The following is a 17,735-nucleotide window of genomic DNA, read 5'->3' on the forward strand; positions in this document are numbered from 1 at the left end:
AGATATATCTATAAAAACTTCTGCAGTAGGCCGGTGGAATTATTTTTTCTTTTTTGGAAGAAATTTTTTATATCGTGGTTGATGTCGTTTCTTCAAAATAGGTGGTAAACCCACATTTTCTCTTAAATCATTATATCTACCCATTGCAAATTCTAAAAATTCCCTATCTTCATCTCCGAAATAGTCATCTATCTGCTCATGTATAATAAAATCTTCTTTCAAACCCCATAAAAGCGAATAGAGCTCTGCATCAACATATTCATGATTTTCTTCTATTATTTTTTCAATTTCTAAAAGCTGGTCATATGTTATACCTTCATACCCATCCGTAGCAACAACCTTCTTTTCGATTACCTTGGCTATAGGTGCATATACATTTTTTATTATATCTATTTTATATTCTATGGATGTTTTCTTTTCTTCTTTTTTTATAGCAAACCAATAACTGAATAAATTGGTTATAAAAATTGTGATAGCAGCAGTTAATACCCCTATAGTAACATCGTTCAATAATCTTCCCCCCAAAACAGTATAAATGAACTGCAGATTTATTTATAATTACTATGGTAATTGTTGAGCAAACTCAACTTTTTTCTTTAATATAAATCTATTGACTAATTATAATAATAATTGTAGGATATAATCATACATAAGCGCTTAATATGGAGTGTTAGTCAATCTAACACCACCCCTATTAGGCGCTTTCTTTATGTTTTTTTATATCTAAAATGCAAACTAGTTTTCTATAAATTGTATTACCATTATTAATTTGTCTTAGAGCTTCGTTATAATTTTGTAGAAATTTTTGTATTTCCTCAACATTTGCGTCAAATACAGTTCTTAAAACCAAGTATGAAAATTTCTTATTGTATGGAATTTCTGCATTAAAGATTTCTTCCAAGGATTCATAATTACATCTAGCATAATTTGTGCCCCTTCTACGAATGCTGTTAGTTAAAAAATCTTCAGGCATCATTCTTTCCATGTTAATAACTTTTTCCTCTAATACAATATTATCCCTATCTACGTTTTTCAAGTACTTATTTACCGGTAAAACATTATTTCCCCGTAACAAATTAGGGAGTTGTCTTTCGGCTAACAAATTATATCTACCCCTTAGTGTAGATTCTAAATTATCATTAATTAAATCATCAAAAAGATCGCTGGCTTGAATACCAGTTATTCCTACTGAATCTAACATTTCTGATTCTTTTCCAATAGCCACTACAATTTCATCGCCGTCATATTCATCATCTTCTACTAAATTTACTAATTTCTTCTTTTCACCTTCATTATCTTCAACTATGTCGTATACTAAATCTTTGATATGCTGAATTTCCTTAAGTGTGGTGATTCTTTTTAATTTGTTCATTTCTTTGAGCAGAGGAGTAAAATCTGATAGTGTTATTTTCGTCATTGAAATTTCAACTCCCTCGATGTTCATACCGTATGTACCAACAAGGGGATTTTTAACTGTTTCATCAAAAATAACAATAACTAGTCTTTCCTCAAATTTTTTAAATTCCTCATCATCTTCTAGACATTGAAAGATGTCTAATAATATAGCTTTAATATTTTCATCTGAAATAGAATATCCCATAAATATAACAGGATTTTCAGTAAATAAATTAATTATTTTAGCTGATAATATCCTTCTCTTTCTTTGAAATTTGTCATAATCTTTACTCGTAAGAACTAAAGAGTTAGGTAATGATGAACAACCATGGATTTTCATTATCGTTCCCATTTCTGACTTTTTAAAAATCTGTTGTCCGACAATTTTTTCATGTTTTGTGAACACTACATCTTCGAAAAAAGTATCGTAATTTGTAGTTAAAACTGTTAGCATTTTTTCTTTTAAACTCTTAAATAGATTGATCTCATCCTCCATTTCTTCTTTTAGTCCATACTGATTAAGAAGTTGCGATACATAGACCTTTAAAGGTGAATCCTCTTCCTTAACTCTTAATTCGGTTATTTGTTTCCGATAATATGCTTTATTAAAATCACGTTCAACAAAAGATCCAATTCTTTCATTTACTGAAAATTTGTTTACGTTTTTATATTCCATTCCATGTTCGACTTCTTCTTTATACTCCTTATATTTATTTAGAGGATCATCACTATAATTGCTAATGCACTTTATTAGCAATTCCTTCCAATCATAACTGTTAGTAGTATACCTTTTAGATAGTCCAGAACCTGCGAAAATAATTGGGAGTCTTTCAGATTTAACAATATTATTAAAAACTTCTGAAATTTGATCTTTGCTCAAAATTCTTCCCCCTCATCATACTTAATCCTCTTAACCTTGCCTTGGTGCGTGACTATCTTTGTCTCCCCATGATTAGGCAACTCCGTAAAACGAGCTTGTCCATTACACACCACGATAGCAAATGAGGAATTTTGTTCCATTATATCAATATCTAGTTCTCCAGTACTAGGGTTAATGTCAATATTCTGCAATCTTTTCATAGTAGCCCCTCCCTGATATACTTGCTGTAGGGTTAAGTCGTCTCGAGAGGGGCGGCTTTTTTATTTAATTAACTGGAACTTTCTCAGTATGTTTGTCCACGATGGCCAAAAAGTCCAATGGTATCCCTCTGCCCTTTCCACTTGATCAGCGTATATCTGAAAGTCATCAATGGGGATAGATTTTCGTCCTCCCTGATCCGCATTTTTAGCCGCCAGAGTGATTAAAGATAGTGGCGTGAAGAATACCTCCCGAGTGTCTCGAAACTTAATAAGAAGAAACGCGGCGGCTCCATGTTGCTCTGCATTTTTAAGATACTGGATTTGATGGTCATGAATGTTTTTTAAATCAAATCGTTTCCCGGCGACACTTTTTGCTTCAAACTCAATCGCTTGCCCATTGTAGACGCCTGAGTAATCTACCGAACTTTTCGTTCCCCAGACCGCTTTTAAGATGTGAACGCCTTTCGACTGGAGTACCTTTACTGGGGTAGGACGCTTGCTAATCAGCGCCAGCCCTTTATTTTTATACTGAGTATTAGCCATATTGACAAGATTCTCAAAAGCCATCCCACGTTTACCCTGTCCGTGCTTCATCGGTATCACCTTCTCTAAGCATGTCTACAAGATCCGGATTCTCTTTTGATTTCTTCCAACACTTAGGACCGTAACCACGTTCGATAGATTTGAGGTCTTTCAGCTTCCTTCCGCACTTTGCACATTCCATTACTCCGCCTGCCTCCTTATTTCCTGATTGCCTCGTTTATGATCCGGGTGCGACAGTGTGTACCGTTTCCCGCTTATCTCCACAACGGTTGGAACGCCTTTCTTTGCCTTATCTACCGTCACAATAGGGCGATAATGTTCATTTTTAACCCGTTCTCGCATCTTCTTCAGCTCCTTCTGATAGATTTGCAATAATCTCATAAGCAGCGTCTTTGCCTACAACAGCTACACAAGCATTTAGCCATCTGTTAAACTCGTAAGCCAGCTCGTTCTCCAGTCTTTCTATCTCCTGGCCGTCCTTCTCAGCGTCTTCTGCTTTGCCGTACAGTATCCAAAAATCTTGATTCGAGAGCGTTACATCTCCATGCTGCTCATCTATAATAACTCGTTCCTGGAGTTCCTCAAGTTCACTCATGTTTTGCCTCCAATCGCTTTATTCGATAATTCGAAGTGTCTGGATTCTCTCGAATTTTTCTCTCTGCATCCTCTATCTTGTCAGCGTTTATAATAGTTTCGAAAATACCACGCATCGGCGGCACTTCGTATAAAACTTTATATTCCAATGAACTGCCTCCTTTAAGGGTCATAATGGTCGGTATGCGTACTAATCTTCATAATGTTTTGAAGCAATATCTTGATACACTCCGTAAAACTCATCAGGATTTATCTCAAGTTCTTCAAAATGAGAGAATGTTAATTCTGTTTCTTGTTGGATTTCAGCCTGTTTTATGAGCCACTCTATATCATCTTTCCATCTTGTTCCTTCGAAAATTATTCTGTCTCTTTTCTTTATTTGCTCCAAACGTGCAGACATTAGTCTCACTCCTTTCGCATAATCCGTCAGATGTTCATGATGGCCGGTATGAGAATTAATCAAATTCGGTTCCACACCAGCAACAAAATTTCTGGTCTGCATCAAGCACAATTTTGTTGCAACTTCCGCAATATGGCATCGGTATTCGTGCAACCGTTCCTGTTTTGTTTTCGTGAGAGCAATTTTCACAGGTGTGGTATTCATAGCCACCTACGGTTCGTTGCTTTTGAATGATTTCAGTTTTCATTTTATTCTCCTTTCTTACTTACACACTTTCCGTCATATATGCGCTATTCAAGGTTTGTTTTCGATTCTTTTTATTACCTTATGCTGACATCTTTCATGCCTAATTGCTGCCTGTTGCCATTTATACGCGTCAGACCTTCCTTACAAAATTCTTCGTCAAGTTCAAAACCAATCCAATTACGTCTTGTATTATCAGCTGCGACCGCTGTTGTAAATGCTCCCATGCAGTTATCCAATACTGTGTCGCCTCTATTTGTATAGGTTTTAATTAGATACTCAAAGAGCATCAAAGGCTTCTGAGTAGGATGAAATGTGTTTTTGTCACGCGGAAAATCCACGATTGATTTCGGATAGTTTGTATGAGTGGTGGTGTGCTCTTTCATTAGACTTTTATCTCCTTCTTTAAAAATCCCACCTGTACTTTTCCTCTTCTTTCTTTTAACCTTCACTAACGGTAGCAATCCCTGAGGATGATAAGTCGGTAACTTTTTATAGAAAACACAGATATTCTCATGATTTTTCAATGGCATTCGCTTTGCATTTTGGAAACCTGTGGTGTGTTTTCCTTTCTTCCATATCCACTCATACCTAAACCAGCTCATATTACTTGTGATTAATTTAGAAGTGAATGGTTGGCTCGCCGTTAATACTATCGCTCCATGATCTTTGATAATTCTCTTGTATTGCTCCCATAATTGATCAAAAGAGATGATTTCATCCCACTTACAGTGAGTTGTGCCATAAGGAAGATCGCATAAAATCATGTCTATGGAGTCATCCGGTATTTGCCGCATCCCTTCAATGCATTCCATGTTATAAATAGTATTTGGTTGTATAGTCATTCCTTTTCTCCCTTCCGCATGATAGAATTAAATTTAGAAGGGAACGCTTGTTCCTTATTTGTGTTGAGACCCTTTTGTAAGGGTCTCTTTTAGTTGATAGCTGTCGTAATGCGATTTGAAAAAGAATGAAAAAAACAATTTTATATAGTAAAATTTAACCACCGACCTATTGAAAGGAGTACATAATGATATCACTGAAGGTGTAGATTTCAATACCATGATGTTTATTGGGCCTCTGGTGGTTTTAATTGTCACAACTAGTGGTCTTTGTTTAATTTACAAGGTTCTGTTTAATAGGATCCCAAGACCAATTGATAACTTCCTACTATCCGGAGTTACACTTTTAGGCGCTTATATATGGGCCTTCCCAATGGGCATGGGATTCTTTGAATATTTTAAGGGCTGGGGCATGTAATGTGCCCTCCTGGTACGCATTATCCGTCATACTCACTACAGCCGCATAACTTCCGGAAGCCTGATCTTCTCTCGTTCCAGTTCGGATACTGTCAATTCTTGTAACGTTCGACCGTCCATAGCCAAGAAAAAACCTTTCTGCTCAAGCTCCTTTATGAGCATCTGTCGTCTCAGTTCCATAGCTTTCTACCTCCATTTCTTTTAACTTTTGTTTGTTCTGCTCATAAAGCTGCATCAGCTGCGCCTTACGTTGCTCCCACAATTCCCACGGGACCTTTTGACCGCGGAAATGAATTGCTGATTCCACTGTCATGTCATGCCCTCCAGTCGATGATTAAGTTGAAATTTATCCCCCTGTATCAAAACCAAGTAATCCTTGCACATTTCGTATATGCGAGTAGCAAGCGCCTCGTCTATTTCAACCATCTGATCAATCTGCAGCTCTGACGAGATCATGATTGGCTTATGATTCAAGTAACGGTGATTGATAACAGCGTATGCCTGCTCTACCTGCCAATCCGTAGCCCTCGCCTTACCTCTTGCCGGTTTAAACAAGTCGTCGATAAACAGCACATCCGCCTCTTTCATCCGGCCCATTTTCTCTTCTAGCTTGTCAAAATCATCTTTCAAGTCGTTAAAGCCCTCAACGTAGGGGAAATACTGTACGCCAACATGCTTTTTATGCATGAGATTGTTGGCTATAGCCGTTAGTAAATGTGTTTTCCCTGTACCTGGCTGGCCAAGGAGAGCTATGCTGTTCTGCCGCTGCTCTCGAATATCTCTGAAACTTTGAAAATAGTTATAAGCACACTCATAAGCCCCTTGAATCAGCTCAGGTTTACCCTCAATGCGAAAGTTTTTGAAGCCCAGCTTTTTAAACTCGTCCGTAATCTCGCTGGAACGCATCAGCTTTTGTACTCTACGCCATTCAACACAACTACAGCGTACCCAGACTTCAAAGCCGTCTTGTATTTTTAGGTAGCCTGTTTGGTCCTGGCATTTAGGACAATCGTAATCAGGCTTGCTTTCCTGGCCTGATCCATCCGAGTTGACCGCCTGTAATTGACCGTTTTTGGCTTCCTCCGCCTTGATTCGCAGGTTCTCCATAACTTCTTGCAGTTTGTCCACGTTCAGTAGCCTCCTTTCGCTGTTTATCCGCATAATGATTAGCCAATATAATTTTTTTGCAATACCCCAAAGAAGTGATTTCATCGCCGTCGTACTTAGGTTTAAAGATGTCGAACGATTGTTTAATACCAGCTATGGCTTCAGTGGCAGAAACCCCAGCTTCTAAAATCGCTCTTGCATGGTCATAATCGGAGGCCCTGGGAGGCATGCCCGGCTTCCCGCGATATGCCATGAATGCATCTGTTATTTGATCTAGTTGTTTTTCGAATTGCTGTTCTTGCGTGCGCGCTTGCGCACTATCAACAACAACGTCTTCTTCCTCATTCTTTTCATTCTTGTTTGTCTCCAGTGACTGTTTATCGGGTGTGTAGTGACTGTTACTTGTAACACCTTTCCCATCTGATTTATCTTGATTTGACGGGCTTTTTTCTGTGTTTAAGGTGTTACCATTAACACCATTTTCAGGGTTTTGGTGTAAATCAGTGGTGTTACTTTCATCTTCTTTCGATTGGTAAACCTCCCAATTTAGCAGGCTTATAAGTGTGTATTGCCTGTTACCTGCTCCAAGGTCTTGTTCGATCATTTTTTGTTTCTCTAACCACTTCAGAATATCGCTAATGGTTTTTGGATTTGGTTCTTTCCAAACCATTCGTTCATACCAACCAACCGATTGAGCGAGCTTTCTTTTGGATGTTAAATGCTGCCCTGGTTTTACTGTTAAAAAGCTGCCGTCTTTCATCGGTATCCGTTCTATTTTGTGGTTCACTTTATATTTGAGATACTGCCAAACCCGATGGTAAAGGGGCGGCATCATCCAAATATCACTGTCCAGTTCCTTTCGATAATCCTTGATGTACCCTTGCAATGGCCACCCCCTCCCTAGCTAACTCGGTATCTCTCGAGTCTGTTCTGTGTATCTGTGCTTCAGTAGCAACATACCGTCATTGTTCTTTGTAACAAGCCAGTTGTCTGGATTAAGATTAAAGTACGCTATTCTTTCTTTTTGAGCTCGTGTCGGTTTCTTACCTTGTTGCATGGGATTATCTCCTTTCGCAAATCGCTGTCATGCCTTCAATTTTTATTAAATTCATTTCGGGATAGGTTCTTTTTATATAACCTTGGACATACTGTTTAAAGAGCCGTCCCCGGTCTTCACATCCTTCTGTTAAACCAACATAGAAGCCGGGGATTGGCACGTAATATTTCATGGTACATACACCGGAACACCGGTTTGCTCCTGTATTTCTCGCTTAAATCTAGCCTCATCTGAGTTGCTATCTGATAAATGCAGCATCCAGATCTCTTCAAGCTTCGATAAATCGTTAGCTCGTATAAATTCTTTGAAGTTCTCCAAGCTCATGTGTGACCTCATGAGTCGTTTTCTCATGACTTGAGGAACACTACCATTCAGAATATTTTCATCCAGTATGTCTAGGCTGTAGTTACATTCCAGAAGTAAATGCGTAACACCATTGAACCGGTATTTAATATAGAAAGTGTCTGTGGCAAATAACAGCTTCTCTCCTGCTTCATTTGCTAACAGAAACCCATACGGTTCTGATACATCATGTTGTACGTCAAAGGGCAGTATGGTCCATGTTCCGACCGTAAATTGTTTCTTTGCCTCAACTGTTTTAATTCGGTGGTGCTTATTTGCAATAGCGTCTGCTGTTCCTGAACTCATATAGCAATTAATACCGGCTCTTGCTACGTCTTTAATAGATTTACAATGATCGGCATGTTCGTGTGTAACTAAGCAACCAGCAATACTTGATGTTTGGAAGTCTAACTTTTTCTGAATCTCTTTAAAGTTGATACCGCATTCCAGGAGAAGGGAAGTCTTCCCATCTGTAACGTGATAGCAGTTCCCTTTACTGGATGAGGCAAGAGCTGTAATTTCAATCATTAGAATGGATCCTCGTCTGTTCCTGCTGCTACCGCTTCGTTAGCTTGTTCAAAAGACGCTGTCAGGTCCAGTTGTTCTTCCTGATTATTAGACTGTGGCTGTTCAGGCTGCTCTTCCTTTTGTGCTTCAGGAATCGGTTCTTTCTCTGGAGTTGCTGGTCCTGGTTCTATATCAATAATCTCTTGATTAGCATTCTGATTAACTTCCTCGCGCATCCGCGCTTCTTCCGCGGCGTCATCGGTATGATGGAAATGATTCATAACAAGGCTACCGTCATCGCTTGAATTCATAAATTTTTTGCAGGTGCGATTGATGACTGTCTTCTTCGCCATTTCCTGCTTGAAGTTATCGTGTGTGGATCCGGCCTTTTCTTTCTTCTGATCTTTTCCCCACATCTTCGACTGACTCCAGGATTGGCGAATTTCATCTATCGTCATCAATTCGGTATATATACTCCCGTCGCCCATTTCAATGGTGCAGTATGCGCCGGATACCTTCTCCTTGTCGATATTGTTAAATTGCTGTTTATGAGTGAGGTTTTTAATCTGGCCATTTTTTATCTCGTAATTGACCTCGTCCCCCTCGTAAATGACAGCTGCGTCAATGGATTTTGCTCCGGTAACTCTTTGAGTGACTGCCATTGTGCCAAAATACGAGCGTTGAAAGGTGAGTTGATTACCGTAAACAATGAAGTATCCTTGTTTTTTGCTAGGGTTAAGACCTTGAACCACCATATCGAGAAGAGCGTTTGCTACACTGTCTCGCGTACAAACTTCTAGGGCTGGCTTGTAGTTACGATCCTGCGTGTTTTGCAGGGTGAGCCATGCGCTTTTCATCGCGTTCTCCGGGGAATAATTCACCGGAAAATGCAGCTCTCCTTTCTCCTGAAAGGTCTTCACCTTGTCTGCCACCACGTCGACTGTATCCTTCTTAATTAGTGCAATATCATTTTTCTGTTCTGCCAATTAAACCGCCTCCTTTGTTCGTTCCGTTTCTTCTACCCGTAGTTGCTTGTCCTGCTCGCTAACAACCAAGCTGATAACCTGCGCTTCCGTATCTATTAATCTAGTAACAGCCTCACTATTGTCTACAAAGATTGGTGCTGAGAAGCCATAATGTTCGCTGAGAGTGTTTATAATATCGAGTCCTACATTAATCCTTGCCGCGTTGTTCAATCCTCCTGAGTAAGGCACACCTTCATACAACGTCTCACAAGTCTCTTTCAATCCTTCATTTATCTGTGTGTCGAATAATTTAAAATGAGCATGTTTGAATTTGCTATTGATTTTATCTTCCAGGAGATCCACCTTCGCACGGATAAATTCTTCTGTTAGATACAGTTCGTGTTCAAGTTTTTCGTAATCGGCAGATAGCTGTTTTTGTTCATCCTCCAGCTCTTTAATACGCTGGTCAGCTTTCCGGATTTGTTCAAACTTCGCTTGGTCTTGTTCAAAGCTGGCTTTTTTGCTCTTGATTTCATCCATTTCAGCACGTACTTTCTGCGTAGATTCCTGCACAGAATCCTTAAGTTGCTGGATATCATGCTCGATCTGCTTTGCTTCTTCTTGCTTCGTCTGATACTGAGCATTTTCTGAAATATCGCTGACATTGGCCTGCAGACTTTCTATTTCAGTATTCAGATCACCAATTTCGGATTGTTTGGCTTCAAGTTGTTGCTTCGCTTGCTCCAATTCTTGCTGTGCAACTTCTGTGTCCTTCTCCAGTTCTTTGGCTTTGCTAGTTTTCTGGGTGCCGGATGCCTTAATATCTTCCAACTGCTGAGCTTTCTGTCGATTGAATTCTCCAAGATTGGCTTCATAAGACTTCATGGCTTTCTCATGGGCAGCTTCTACCTGATCAGGTGGCAAGTCTTGTCCGCAAGCAGAGCAAGCACATTGTTGTTCATCTTTGGTAGGCTTAATGCCATCAAATTCTTTGCCATTTAAATCATGCCACTGTTTTCTAAGGTCATCTGCTTCTTTGGTTAAATGCTCTGTTTGCTCGCAGTTTGCAGTGATACGATTGTTTAATTGATTAATAGATTGCCTGATTCTGTTCTTTTCTCGTTCCAGTTCATTCAATGTATAGCGCTTTTCATTAATCTTCTCGTACTGCCCGGACTGATGATTGTTTTTGATTTCCTGCATCTCACCTTGAACCTCAGCAAGCTGCTTCTGCTTTTCGGTGACTTCGCCTCCAGACTGGATCCTGTTTAATTCGTTCTGTTTGTCATCCAGTTGTGAGCTTAGATGCTGCAGTTCATTATTAATCTCTTCTTCATCCAGTTGGGATGTATCCGGTAGAGCTCGATGCACTTCATCGATTCGTAATGGTATTTCATCGATTTGTTTATTAATCTCTTTTCGTTTAGCAGCAATCACTTTCTTGTGGTCTTCAATGCTTCTTCCGTTGAGCGCATCAGCAAGCTTGTCTAATCCTATCTTGCTCTGCATGACTTCCTCATCTGAGACATCACCTGCTATTTCTAAGAGGATGTCACGGCGCTTCTGCCAGTGAAGAATTTCATTGAAATAAGATGGCGATGTAACCCATTTAAAAATTTCTTCATCGATAATGGACTCTACAAAATCTGTAAACTCTTTTCTCTTTGACGGAACCCCGTCGATATAATAATCCGTTGTATTTCCAGTTAGCTGCTTGTTAATATCGCCGCGTTTTTTGGTCCACTTTTCTTTGAAAACCTTACGCAACGTTTTTTTCTGTCCATCTACTTTAAAAGTAGCTTCTACCTCATGATCCAACCCGTGAATATCTTCTCCATCTTTATTGACAGTCTTGATGGAAAAATCCTTTTTGTTATTGGAGTCCTTATCGAACAGGAGCCATATAAAAGCATCGAATAATGTAGTCTTGCCCGTTGCATTGTCGCCGAACACCTGTATGTGCTCTCCCTTTGGCTCCAGAGTAAATTCTTTAATACCTTTAAAATTGCGTAATGACAAGCGTTGAATCGTCATCTGTTTCACGTTGATTCCTCCCGTATTGTTATTTTTGGGTAAATCGCATATAATGGTGGTAATAGTTAATCTAGCGATTCACCGACGATCAGCCCGCCAGCTGGTCGTCTTTTTCTTCTTCCTCCATCAAACGCTCTGTTTTCTCAATTTCCTCGATAAAATCCATAACTCGGTTATTCATTTTTATAAGCTCTCGCTTCATCTCAGATAGCTGATTTTGAATTTGATCGGTATCCATCATCTATCCTCCTTTTAAAAAGTCGGGGTCGACAGGCTCTAAAAAGCGACCCCTTTAAATGTGTGTGTCCATAATTTCATGTCTTAATTTGGAGGCATTGATATCACCCCTATCTGGCGCAGTCGCACCGTTGAACCCACAAGCTAAAAGGGGGGATGAAGGGAATAAGTTTGTGAGCTCAACGGCAAGACCGGCCCGCAAAAACCGGCTTGCCTTGCTTATCAACCTTTGTTACACTTGAATCAACTAATAAGAACTCACTTAAGTGCTAGCTGTGTCCGCAGCTGGTGCTTTTTCTTTGTAGTGCTTCACCATGTAATCAACCGTTACTACTGACCTCAAATCCGTTGAATATGGAACGTTTTGCAACCTAGTATGTTCGTCTGCATCTGCCACGTAATTTAGCAATTCATGACTTATTCTCATCCTTTGATTACTCCTAACTGAGCCATTCTCTCTTGATCTGTTCGCGCTCTTCGTAGTTTTTCGAAATCGCTGACTGATCGCATGACCACATCGTTTGAGATGGCACCATTAATCCATGTGGCTTCTACATATTCCTTATTAAGCCCCCATTGGTTTTCCATTGCTGTTAGCAAGCATTCTGCAGCATGCTTAATATCAAAAATCTGTTTAGCAGTGGTCTCCGCGAGACGTTGATCGTGTTCATTAAATCCTTTCCATGGCCTACAACGCTGAGATAATTTTTCAATTTGTTTGGCTGCTTGAAAGGCTTCTTCAATCTCCGGTTTCAAATTATCTAACTGATCTGAAACACTTTCTAGTAATCTAGGATCCGTAGGCGGTAAGCCGATCCCATAGATGTGCATGATTTGCTCCAACGCTTCCGAATCTTCTACTGCCTCGCACCATTCAATACATTCTTCCAAATGGATTTGAGAAGTACGATCTTCTATTCCAGTCAAGCGCCTTTCCGTTATCCCTAATTGATCAGCAAGCCACCGTTTGGTTCGGCGTTCGGGTTTCAACGCTCTTTCTCTCGCCGTTTTTAAAATGGTTGGTATCGCTGAGGGATTATATAGTTTTGCTTTTGCCGTTTTGTTCTTCATTGTGTTCGCCTCCTATATATTGTTTTGTTAAAGGTAAGATAGTAATAGTTAAACAGCTTGTTTGTCTTTTAAATGTTGTTCTACTTCGGCATACATGTCGCTGATAGTAACTTCATCTTCAACCCAGCGTCTTAATAGTTTAATAGCAAGTTTTTCGTCTTTATAAGAAATTTGAACAAGCATCTTACGAATTTGGGCACGTTTTTGAACAAGTGTTTTATCTATTGGTAAATCTGGCATCTAAATCACCTCCAAAAATTCATTTATCAGTATGTCTGCAAATTTAACCTGCCCTTTTCCAGTGATTAACGTCGTAACGTTTTCTACATCACCTTCAGTTCGACTAACCAAAGTAACGCTTGTGTCAAATAGACCTTGCTCAATATATTTTTGTTTCGGATTATTACGTTCTCTACCATTTTTTATCAGGTAACCATTATCACGAAGCCATGCAAACATTTTATTGCGACCAAGCTTGATACCATGATCGTCATACATCATTTTGGCGAATGCTCCCACGTTGATTGATGCGTTCGACTTGGATATCGCTTTGCCAAAAGTAGAGTAAGGCTTGTCCAGTCGAAGTTGGTGCTCGACAGCCTGTCGTTTTTCCTGTTCTTCTTTTAAATTGGTTGCCAGCTTGATGATTGTGTCTGGATTCATCAACGTTTCTTCGATCTTTTCCGGCGTCATATAAGCTCCGTGTTTTCTAATAGATGGCAAAACTTCTGCTGTTACCCATTTTCGAAAATCCCTTGCTTTTTCTGTGCCGGCTTCGAAAATGAAATCGTAGAGTCCTGATTCATCGATAAAAAGTTGTCCGTCGTGGTCAACCGTTGTTATATCAAGTTTTTTAATTACATTATTGATTCTGTCGTATCTCAGATAATGAGTTCCTTTTGACTCTCTTGTATAACCGAGTGACCATGCTACATTCATTAAATTAAAATGTTCTTTTTCATCAATAGAAGTAACTCTAAGTTCTCCAAATAGATTGTGGTTAAAGATTTTAATATCGGTCACTTGTTTCTCCTCCTATGCTGATGTGGTTTAGTTACTCGTATTGTGTAACTTTTCATCAAAAAAAAGTTCTTTAACGTCAGAGTCTAAAATGTTTGCTATTATAAGCGCATTTTCTAAACTTGGTTCATTTCTACCCATTTCAATATTTGCATAGCCACTAGGGCTTTTATAACCAAGTCTGGATGAAATAAAGGTTTGTGTAACTCCTTTCTCAATCCTTCGATCTCTTAAACGATGTCGCATTTTTTCACCTCGACTTTCACTTTATGTGTAACTCTTAAGTACATAATACTTTTTCAAAACGTGTAAGTCAATATATTTTTATTCTTTTTGTGTAACTTTTTATTTAAACTGTGTAAGGAGTGATATAATTTACACACAGAGTGCAAATGAGAAGGTGAGTATAATGGAAAATACGACCGCAAAAAGATTAGAACAACTAAGAGAAAACCGCGGTTGGACAAAATCTTATGTTGCAAAGGATAAGTTAGGTTTTAAGGGTGTATCAACCTATGCTAATTGGGAATATGGTACAAGAAGTCCCGATCATGATTCCATCTTAAAACTTGCAGACATATACGATACAACAACTGACTATATCTTGGGGAGATCAAATAACCCTACCCCACCCGATGAAGACTACGATCCCATGGAAGACCTCAAACAGTTCTTCATCGACAACGACCTTCAGGACGCAGGCTTTAATTTCTACGACATTAATGAGTGGAAAAAGATGAGTCGAGAGCAGATCCAAGAAGTGAAGAATCATTGGTTGTGGGTGAAGGAGAAAGCCCGGAGAATGGAAGAAGAGGATGAGGAATAAAAGATAGTCGGTGATACTTGCTACAATATATCTACTTAACATTGTAGCAATTGAACGTTATCGACTCTAAATCCTGAGGTTCCTTGACTTTGTTTAGAGGTTTTGAACTACTTTCTTTATTATAATCTAAGAGCCTTTTCAGGCTTTTCTTTTTAATCTTTTATCGAACATACATTCCCTTAAGGAGTGATACTATGCTTCACACACACAGAGAAGATTATGTTTTACGACTTTATGACAGATTAGATATTTACCATCCCAAACAAATCATCGAGAAAAACATTGCTCGACGCCTTCACATCTTTTTAAAGTATCACGATGATGGGTCTACTTATAAAGAGACTGGAAAATTCCGAGCCATTATATTACAACGTGGACTATCTCCAGAGGAACACCGCATTCAGTTTTTTCATGAATTAGGGCACGTTTTGCGGCACCACGGAAACCGCTTGTTTTTACCAGAAGGATTTGCTGATTTTTTAGAATGGGATTCCAAGCTTTTTGAATTGTATGCTTCCCTCCCCTATCACATGCTGAAAAATTATGACTGGGATGCCTTAGACATTATCGAACAGCTTTCTGAAGACTTCGTTGTCCCTGAAGACTTTGTAGAACGCCGGTTAAGACAGCTTTATAAACAAACGGTAATAGAACCAGTAACAATAAACAAAATTACTAATCAATTGCCAACCTATTCCGCAAGCTATGAACCTAGTAAATGGTCAAAGGAGACAAAGCGAGTCATGGGTCAGCTTCAAGAACAAATCGGCAAGGAGGTAATAAATCATGTGGGTTTACTACGAAGAGATTGACGGGGAACTCAATCCAAAATGGGTAATCGTAAAGGCTGAATTACCAGAGGAAAGTTCCACCACCTATTATTCTATCAGTCAACCATTTGGTCGTTTTCATGAGGAAGATTTTCATGATGACTTCCAAGCGCTTTCTATCGATATGAGCGAGTTAGTAAGAGATCCGTTCCAAGATTACAGCGTTGGGATTGACTGTGATTTAATCAAGAATCGATTACAAAGCGAGGGACTCTCTGCAGAGAATATTTATTATGATGTGGAATATTTTATTATGTTGTGTGACGATCTGGAAGAGGTCATGTCGCTAGATTTAACGTTTTTCAGATAATAGCGAACCATACTTTCGTGACAATACGTTCGTTATTGTGTTCGACTACATTATGATAATACTACAATGCAAAAATGGAGTGTTGAATTATTAAAGGAGTTAGTGATAGACATGAAGTGTGCTATATATATTCGTGTATCGTCAGACATGCAGGAATCTAACTATTCTCTCGCCGCCCAAACTGGTGAATTAAATCGATATGCCGAACAACAACAGTGGCAAATTATTGGTGAATTTAAAGACGTGGAATCCGGCGGAAAGCTTAACAAAAAAGGCTTAAACAGCATGCTTGATTTAGTGGAAGAAGGTTATATTGATGTGGTACTATGTATCGACCAGGATAGACTTTCTCGGCTCGATACTGTTGCCTGGGAGTACTTAAAGTCTACACTACGAGATAACAATGTTAAAATAGCTGAACCTGGGAACGTCACAGATTTAAAAGATGAAGACCAAGAGTTTATTAGTGACATAAAAAATCTCATTGCCCGTCGCGAAAAAAAATCCATTGTAAAGCGTATGATGCGCGGCAAGCGTCAGCGTATGCGTGAAGGGAAACCTTGGGGCAAGGCTCCGATTGGTTATATATACGATAAAACCAATGAACGTTTTGTCATAGATGATAACTGGGCATGGGTGATACCAACGATAGACAAGCTATACCTCGAAAAAGAGTTAGGTATGCAAGCAATTGCCAATAGACTAAACGAAATATCTCGAACACCTAAAGGGGGATTATGGAATGAAACCCTTGTACATCGAAGACTAATATCAAAAGCTTTTCATGGCATTATGGAAAAAACTTTTTCTAATGGTGAAGTTATTACGATTGAAGATATTTATCCCCCTCTCCGTTCTAAGGTAACTTATGACCGTATTCAAGACGAGAGAATGAAGCGCGGTAAAAGATTTAAAGTAACTAGCCGACAACGCGAAGATTTGCATATGTTACGACGTACTTTAATTACTTGCGGTTTATGTGAAAGAAAATTAAATCTACATCAAAATGGCAATTCTAAAAAGCCTCGTTATTATCTCAAACACGGACGTACCATGAAATTAAATGACGAGACTGTTTGTGATATATCCATTAATACCAAACGTGTAGATCAAAATATAGTTAACGCTGTCAAAGATATTTTAACTAGCGAAGAGTTTGCGAAAAAATATGTTGATTTACAAGTGGATAATGAAGAGTTCCGTGAGTTACAATCATCTTTAAACTCTGTGACATCGTCTTTGAACAGCAATCAAGAAAAACTAGATAAGCTTTTGGATTTATATTTAGATGGTTCTTTTTCTAAAGATCAGTTGTCTAAAAGACAAACAGCATTGCAACAAGAAGTGCAACATTTACAATCGCTAAAGGATGGATTAGAGCGTAAAGTCGATATGTTCAAAAAACAAGAATGGAACTATGATACGCTTTATGAGTACATGGAAATAGCAGAGGGCTTTGACAAAGAGCTATCACCGGCAGAACAGGCAAGAATGGTTGGTAACCTATTCCCTCACGTCAAAGTATTCGAGGATAAACTACTTTTACTCGGAGAATTAGAAGGTGGTGCCCCTCTACAACTGGAAATACCTATAGATTCTGATCCATACAAATGGCACCACAGTAAAACAGCAGAATATAAACAAAGATACGAAGGGCGAATAAGGTGATTTATATGTTATCGCCCCCTTTTATCTCAATCATTGTAAATCCAGATTGCCTCCATGCTTTATTCATTAAGACCATCCTTTTTATTTTAATTTTTGTTCCATAAGATGCAACAGAGTAACTATATCTTGCTCTTTGGTTTTTTCTAATTCTTGTAACCTGCTGTCTAAAGCAGTTAATTTTTTTGAAGCTTCTTCATGCCAATTTTTAAGTCTTGTAATAGGGGTATCGTTCATTACTATACATCCT

General features: G+C 38.8%; 29 protein-coding genes. 4 read left to right on the forward strand and 25 right to left on the reverse strand.

Going from position 1 to position 17,735, the window contains the following annotated elements:
• Window positions 1–39: 39 nt before the first annotated feature.
• The 24 genes from J2S78_RS10285 to J2S78_RS10400 form a co-directional block, all read right to left on the reverse strand.
• Window positions 40–510, reverse strand: a complete 471-nt coding sequence (locus tag J2S78_RS10285) for a hypothetical protein (protein ID WP_306898349.1) — start codon at window positions 508–510, stop codon at window positions 40–42.
• 184 nt (window positions 511–694) lie between these two features.
• On the reverse strand, window positions 695–2,275 hold the full coding sequence (locus tag J2S78_RS10290; RefSeq protein WP_306898351.1) for an SIR2 family protein: 1,581 nt from the start codon (window positions 2,273–2,275) through the stop codon (window positions 695–697).
• The gene (locus tag J2S78_RS10295; protein ID WP_306898354.1) at window positions 2,272–2,475 is read right to left on the reverse strand and encodes an XtrA/YqaO family protein; all 204 of its coding nucleotides are present in this window, start codon (window positions 2,473–2,475) and stop codon (window positions 2,272–2,274) included. Before J2S78_RS10295 ends, J2S78_RS10290 begins: the two co-directional genes overlap by 4 nt.
• A gap of 60 nt (window positions 2,476–2,535) precedes the next feature.
• Window positions 2,536–3,069: a Holliday junction resolvase RecU gene (locus J2S78_RS10300; RefSeq protein WP_306898356.1), complete on the reverse strand. Its 534-nt coding sequence runs from the start codon at window positions 3,067–3,069 to the stop codon at window positions 2,536–2,538.
• Entirely contained in the window at window positions 3,050–3,199 is a 150-nt protein-coding gene (locus tag J2S78_RS10305) for a DUF6011 domain-containing protein (protein ID WP_306898361.1), read from the reverse strand. Before J2S78_RS10305 ends, J2S78_RS10300 begins: the two co-directional genes overlap by 20 nt.
• The gene (locus J2S78_RS10310) at window positions 3,199–3,360 is read right to left on the reverse strand and encodes a hypothetical protein (RefSeq protein ID WP_306898363.1); all 162 of its coding nucleotides are present in this window, start codon (window positions 3,358–3,360) and stop codon (window positions 3,199–3,201) included. The genes J2S78_RS10305 and J2S78_RS10310 overlap by 1 nt, the downstream gene beginning before the upstream one ends.
• A complete protein-coding gene (locus J2S78_RS10315; RefSeq protein ID WP_306898364.1) occupies window positions 3,344–3,613 on the reverse strand; it encodes a hypothetical protein in 270 nt (89 codons plus the stop codon). Before J2S78_RS10315 ends, J2S78_RS10310 begins: the two co-directional genes overlap by 17 nt.
• Complete coding sequence (locus tag J2S78_RS10320; RefSeq protein WP_306898365.1) at window positions 3,606–3,761, reverse strand: hypothetical protein; 156 nt, start codon at window positions 3,759–3,761, stop codon at window positions 3,606–3,608. Before J2S78_RS10320 ends, J2S78_RS10315 begins: the two co-directional genes overlap by 8 nt.
• A 41-nt stretch (window positions 3,762–3,802) precedes the next feature.
• Entirely contained in the window at window positions 3,803–4,216 is a 414-nt protein-coding gene (locus J2S78_RS10325) for a hypothetical protein (protein ID WP_306898367.1), read from the reverse strand.
• A 116-nt stretch (window positions 4,217–4,332) separates the two neighbouring features.
• A complete protein-coding gene (locus J2S78_RS10330; protein ID WP_306898369.1) occupies window positions 4,333–5,100 on the reverse strand; it encodes a DNA-methyltransferase in 768 nt (255 codons plus the stop codon).
• Between the two features lie 450 nt (window positions 5,101–5,550).
• The gene (locus tag J2S78_RS10335; RefSeq protein WP_306898371.1) at window positions 5,551–5,694 is read right to left on the reverse strand and encodes a Fur-regulated basic protein FbpA; all 144 of its coding nucleotides are present in this window, start codon (window positions 5,692–5,694) and stop codon (window positions 5,551–5,553) included.
• Complete coding sequence (locus J2S78_RS10340; protein ID WP_306898373.1) at window positions 5,657–5,827, reverse strand: hypothetical protein; 171 nt, start codon at window positions 5,825–5,827, stop codon at window positions 5,657–5,659. The genes J2S78_RS10335 and J2S78_RS10340 overlap by 38 nt, the downstream gene beginning before the upstream one ends.
• Window positions 5,824–6,621, reverse strand: a complete 798-nt coding sequence (locus J2S78_RS10345) for an ATP-binding protein (RefSeq protein WP_306898769.1) — start codon at window positions 6,619–6,621, stop codon at window positions 5,824–5,826. The genes J2S78_RS10340 and J2S78_RS10345 overlap by 4 nt, the downstream gene beginning before the upstream one ends.
• Window positions 6,530–7,507 carry a hypothetical protein gene (locus J2S78_RS10350; RefSeq protein ID WP_306898375.1) on the reverse strand — a complete coding sequence of 326 codons (978 nt, stop codon included), beginning with the start codon at window positions 7,505–7,507 and terminating at the stop codon, window positions 6,530–6,532. Before J2S78_RS10350 ends, J2S78_RS10345 begins: the two co-directional genes overlap by 92 nt.
• An 18-nt stretch (window positions 7,508–7,525) precedes the next feature.
• A complete protein-coding gene (locus tag J2S78_RS10355) occupies window positions 7,526–7,678 on the reverse strand; it encodes a DUF6906 family protein (protein WP_306898377.1) in 153 nt (50 codons plus the stop codon).
• A gap of 168 nt (window positions 7,679–7,846) precedes the next feature.
• Entirely contained in the window at window positions 7,847–8,548 is a 702-nt protein-coding gene (locus J2S78_RS10360) for an MBL fold metallo-hydrolase (protein ID WP_306898378.1), read from the reverse strand.
• The gene (locus tag J2S78_RS10365) at window positions 8,548–9,513 is read right to left on the reverse strand and encodes a recombinase RecT (RefSeq protein WP_306898379.1); all 966 of its coding nucleotides are present in this window, start codon (window positions 9,511–9,513) and stop codon (window positions 8,548–8,550) included. The genes J2S78_RS10360 and J2S78_RS10365 overlap by 1 nt, the downstream gene beginning before the upstream one ends.
• On the reverse strand, window positions 9,514–11,526 hold the full coding sequence (locus J2S78_RS10370) for a hypothetical protein (protein ID WP_306898770.1): 2,013 nt from the start codon (window positions 11,524–11,526) through the stop codon (window positions 9,514–9,516).
• Between the two features lie 88 nt (window positions 11,527–11,614).
• A complete protein-coding gene (locus J2S78_RS10375) occupies window positions 11,615–11,764 on the reverse strand; it encodes a hypothetical protein (protein ID WP_306898381.1) in 150 nt (49 codons plus the stop codon).
• Window positions 11,765–12,025: 261 nt separating this feature from the next.
• Entirely contained in the window at window positions 12,026–12,190 is a 165-nt protein-coding gene (locus J2S78_RS10380; RefSeq protein ID WP_306898382.1) for a hypothetical protein, read from the reverse strand.
• On the reverse strand, window positions 12,187–12,834 hold the full coding sequence (locus J2S78_RS10385; protein WP_306898383.1) for a hypothetical protein: 648 nt from the start codon (window positions 12,832–12,834) through the stop codon (window positions 12,187–12,189). Before J2S78_RS10385 ends, J2S78_RS10380 begins: the two co-directional genes overlap by 4 nt.
• A gap of 48 nt (window positions 12,835–12,882) precedes the next feature.
• Complete coding sequence (locus tag J2S78_RS10390; RefSeq protein ID WP_306898385.1) at window positions 12,883–13,074, reverse strand: hypothetical protein; 192 nt, start codon at window positions 13,072–13,074, stop codon at window positions 12,883–12,885.
• Complete coding sequence (locus J2S78_RS10395; protein ID WP_306898387.1) at window positions 13,075–13,857, reverse strand: phage antirepressor KilAC domain-containing protein; 783 nt, start codon at window positions 13,855–13,857, stop codon at window positions 13,075–13,077. It lies immediately after the preceding gene.
• Window positions 13,858–13,884: 27 nt separating this feature from the next.
• The gene (locus tag J2S78_RS10400) at window positions 13,885–14,100 is read right to left on the reverse strand and encodes a helix-turn-helix transcriptional regulator (RefSeq protein ID WP_306898390.1); all 216 of its coding nucleotides are present in this window, start codon (window positions 14,098–14,100) and stop codon (window positions 13,885–13,887) included.
• Between the two features lie 163 nt (window positions 14,101–14,263).
• Between J2S78_RS10400 and J2S78_RS10405 the strand changes: the two genes are divergently transcribed.
• The 4 genes from J2S78_RS10405 (at window position 14,264) to J2S78_RS10420 (ending at window position 17,488) form a co-directional block, all read left to right on the forward strand.
• Window positions 14,264–14,680: a helix-turn-helix domain-containing protein gene (locus tag J2S78_RS10405; protein ID WP_306898392.1), complete on the forward strand. Its 417-nt coding sequence runs from the start codon at window positions 14,264–14,266 to the stop codon at window positions 14,678–14,680.
• A 194-nt stretch (window positions 14,681–14,874) separates the two neighbouring features.
• The gene (locus tag J2S78_RS10410) at window positions 14,875–15,492 is read left to right on the forward strand and encodes an ImmA/IrrE family metallo-endopeptidase (protein ID WP_306898394.1); all 618 of its coding nucleotides are present in this window, start codon (window positions 14,875–14,877) and stop codon (window positions 15,490–15,492) included.
• A complete protein-coding gene (locus J2S78_RS10415; RefSeq protein WP_306898396.1) occupies window positions 15,467–15,820 on the forward strand; it encodes a hypothetical protein in 354 nt (117 codons plus the stop codon). The genes J2S78_RS10410 and J2S78_RS10415 overlap by 26 nt, the downstream gene beginning before the upstream one ends.
• A gap of 111 nt (window positions 15,821–15,931) precedes the next feature.
• Window positions 15,932–17,488 carry a recombinase family protein gene (locus tag J2S78_RS10420; RefSeq protein ID WP_306898398.1) on the forward strand — a complete coding sequence of 519 codons (1,557 nt, stop codon included), beginning with the start codon at window positions 15,932–15,934 and terminating at the stop codon, window positions 17,486–17,488.
• An 81-nt stretch (window positions 17,489–17,569) separates the two neighbouring features.
• Here the strand turns inward: J2S78_RS10420 and J2S78_RS10425 are convergent, their stop codons facing one another.
• Window positions 17,570–17,722 carry a hypothetical protein gene (locus J2S78_RS10425; protein ID WP_306898399.1) on the reverse strand — a complete coding sequence of 51 codons (153 nt, stop codon included), beginning with the start codon at window positions 17,720–17,722 and terminating at the stop codon, window positions 17,570–17,572.
• Window positions 17,723–17,735: the final 13 nt, after the last annotated feature.

The organism is Salibacterium salarium, assembly GCF_030813635.1.
Taxonomy (GTDB): Bacteria; Bacillota; Bacilli; order Bacillales; family Marinococcaceae; genus Salibacterium; species Salibacterium salarium.

What these genes read in the sequence shown, in the direction of transcription:
- J2S78_RS10295 (WP_306898354.1), bottom strand. Translation starts at nt 2,475, where the DNA reads ATGAAAAGATTGCAGAATATTGACATTAACCCTAGTACTGGAGAACTA.
- J2S78_RS10300 (WP_306898356.1), bottom strand. Translation starts at nt 3,069, where the DNA reads ATGAAGCACGGACAGGGTAAACGTGGGATGGCTTTTGAGAATCTTGTC.
- J2S78_RS10305 (WP_306898361.1), bottom strand. Translation starts at nt 3,199, where the DNA reads ATGGAATGTGCAAAGTGCGGAAGGAAGCTGAAAGACCTCAAATCTATC.
- J2S78_RS10310 (WP_306898363.1), bottom strand. Translation starts at nt 3,360, where the DNA reads ATGCGAGAACGGGTTAAAAATGAACATTATCGCCCTATTGTGACGGTA.
- J2S78_RS10315 (WP_306898364.1), bottom strand. Translation starts at nt 3,613, where the DNA reads ATGAGTGAACTTGAGGAACTCCAGGAACGAGTTATTATAGATGAGCAG.
- J2S78_RS10325 (WP_306898367.1), bottom strand. Translation starts at nt 4,216, where the DNA reads ATGAATACCACACCTGTGAAAATTGCTCTCACGAAAACAAAACAGGAA.
- J2S78_RS10330 (WP_306898369.1), bottom strand. Translation starts at nt 5,100, where the DNA reads ATGACTATACAACCAAATACTATTTATAACATGGAATGCATTGAAGGG.
- J2S78_RS10335 (WP_306898371.1), bottom strand. Translation starts at nt 5,694, where the DNA reads ATGGAACTGAGACGACAGATGCTCATAAAGGAGCTTGAGCAGAAAGGT.
- J2S78_RS10340 (WP_306898373.1), bottom strand. Translation starts at nt 5,827, where the DNA reads ATGACAGTGGAATCAGCAATTCATTTCCGCGGTCAAAAGGTCCCGTGG.
- J2S78_RS10345 (WP_306898769.1), bottom strand. Translation starts at nt 6,621, where the DNA reads ATGGAGAACCTGCGAATCAAGGCGGAGGAAGCCAAAAACGGTCAATTA.
- J2S78_RS10355 (WP_306898377.1), bottom strand. Translation starts at nt 7,678, where the DNA reads ATGCAACAAGGTAAGAAACCGACACGAGCTCAAAAAGAAAGAATAGCG.
- J2S78_RS10360 (WP_306898378.1), bottom strand. Translation starts at nt 8,548, where the DNA reads ATGATTGAAATTACAGCTCTTGCCTCATCCAGTAAAGGGAACTGCTAT.
- J2S78_RS10370 (WP_306898770.1), bottom strand. Translation starts at nt 11,526, where the DNA reads ATGACGATTCAACGCTTGTCATTACGCAATTTTAAAGGTATTAAAGAA.
- J2S78_RS10375 (WP_306898381.1), bottom strand. Translation starts at nt 11,764, where the DNA reads ATGGATACCGATCAAATTCAAAATCAGCTATCTGAGATGAAGCGAGAG.
- J2S78_RS10380 (WP_306898382.1), bottom strand. Translation starts at nt 12,190, where the DNA reads ATGAGAATAAGTCATGAATTGCTAAATTACGTGGCAGATGCAGACGAA.
- J2S78_RS10385 (WP_306898383.1), bottom strand. Translation starts at nt 12,834, where the DNA reads ATGAAGAACAAAACGGCAAAAGCAAAACTATATAATCCCTCAGCGATA.
- J2S78_RS10390 (WP_306898385.1), bottom strand. Translation starts at nt 13,074, where the DNA reads ATGCCAGATTTACCAATAGATAAAACACTTGTTCAAAAACGTGCCCAA.
- J2S78_RS10400 (WP_306898390.1), bottom strand. Translation starts at nt 14,100, where the DNA reads ATGCGACATCGTTTAAGAGATCGAAGGATTGAGAAAGGAGTTACACAA.
- J2S78_RS10405 (WP_306898392.1), top strand. Translation starts at nt 14,264, where the DNA reads ATGGAAAATACGACCGCAAAAAGATTAGAACAACTAAGAGAAAACCGC.
- J2S78_RS10410 (WP_306898394.1), top strand. Translation starts at nt 14,875, where the DNA reads ATGCTTCACACACACAGAGAAGATTATGTTTTACGACTTTATGACAGA.
- J2S78_RS10415 (WP_306898396.1), top strand. Translation starts at nt 15,467, where the DNA reads ATGTGGGTTTACTACGAAGAGATTGACGGGGAACTCAATCCAAAATGG.
- J2S78_RS10420 (WP_306898398.1), top strand. Translation starts at nt 15,932, where the DNA reads ATGAAGTGTGCTATATATATTCGTGTATCGTCAGACATGCAGGAATCT.
- J2S78_RS10425 (WP_306898399.1), bottom strand. Translation starts at nt 17,722, where the DNA reads ATGAACGATACCCCTATTACAAGACTTAAAAATTGGCATGAAGAAGCT.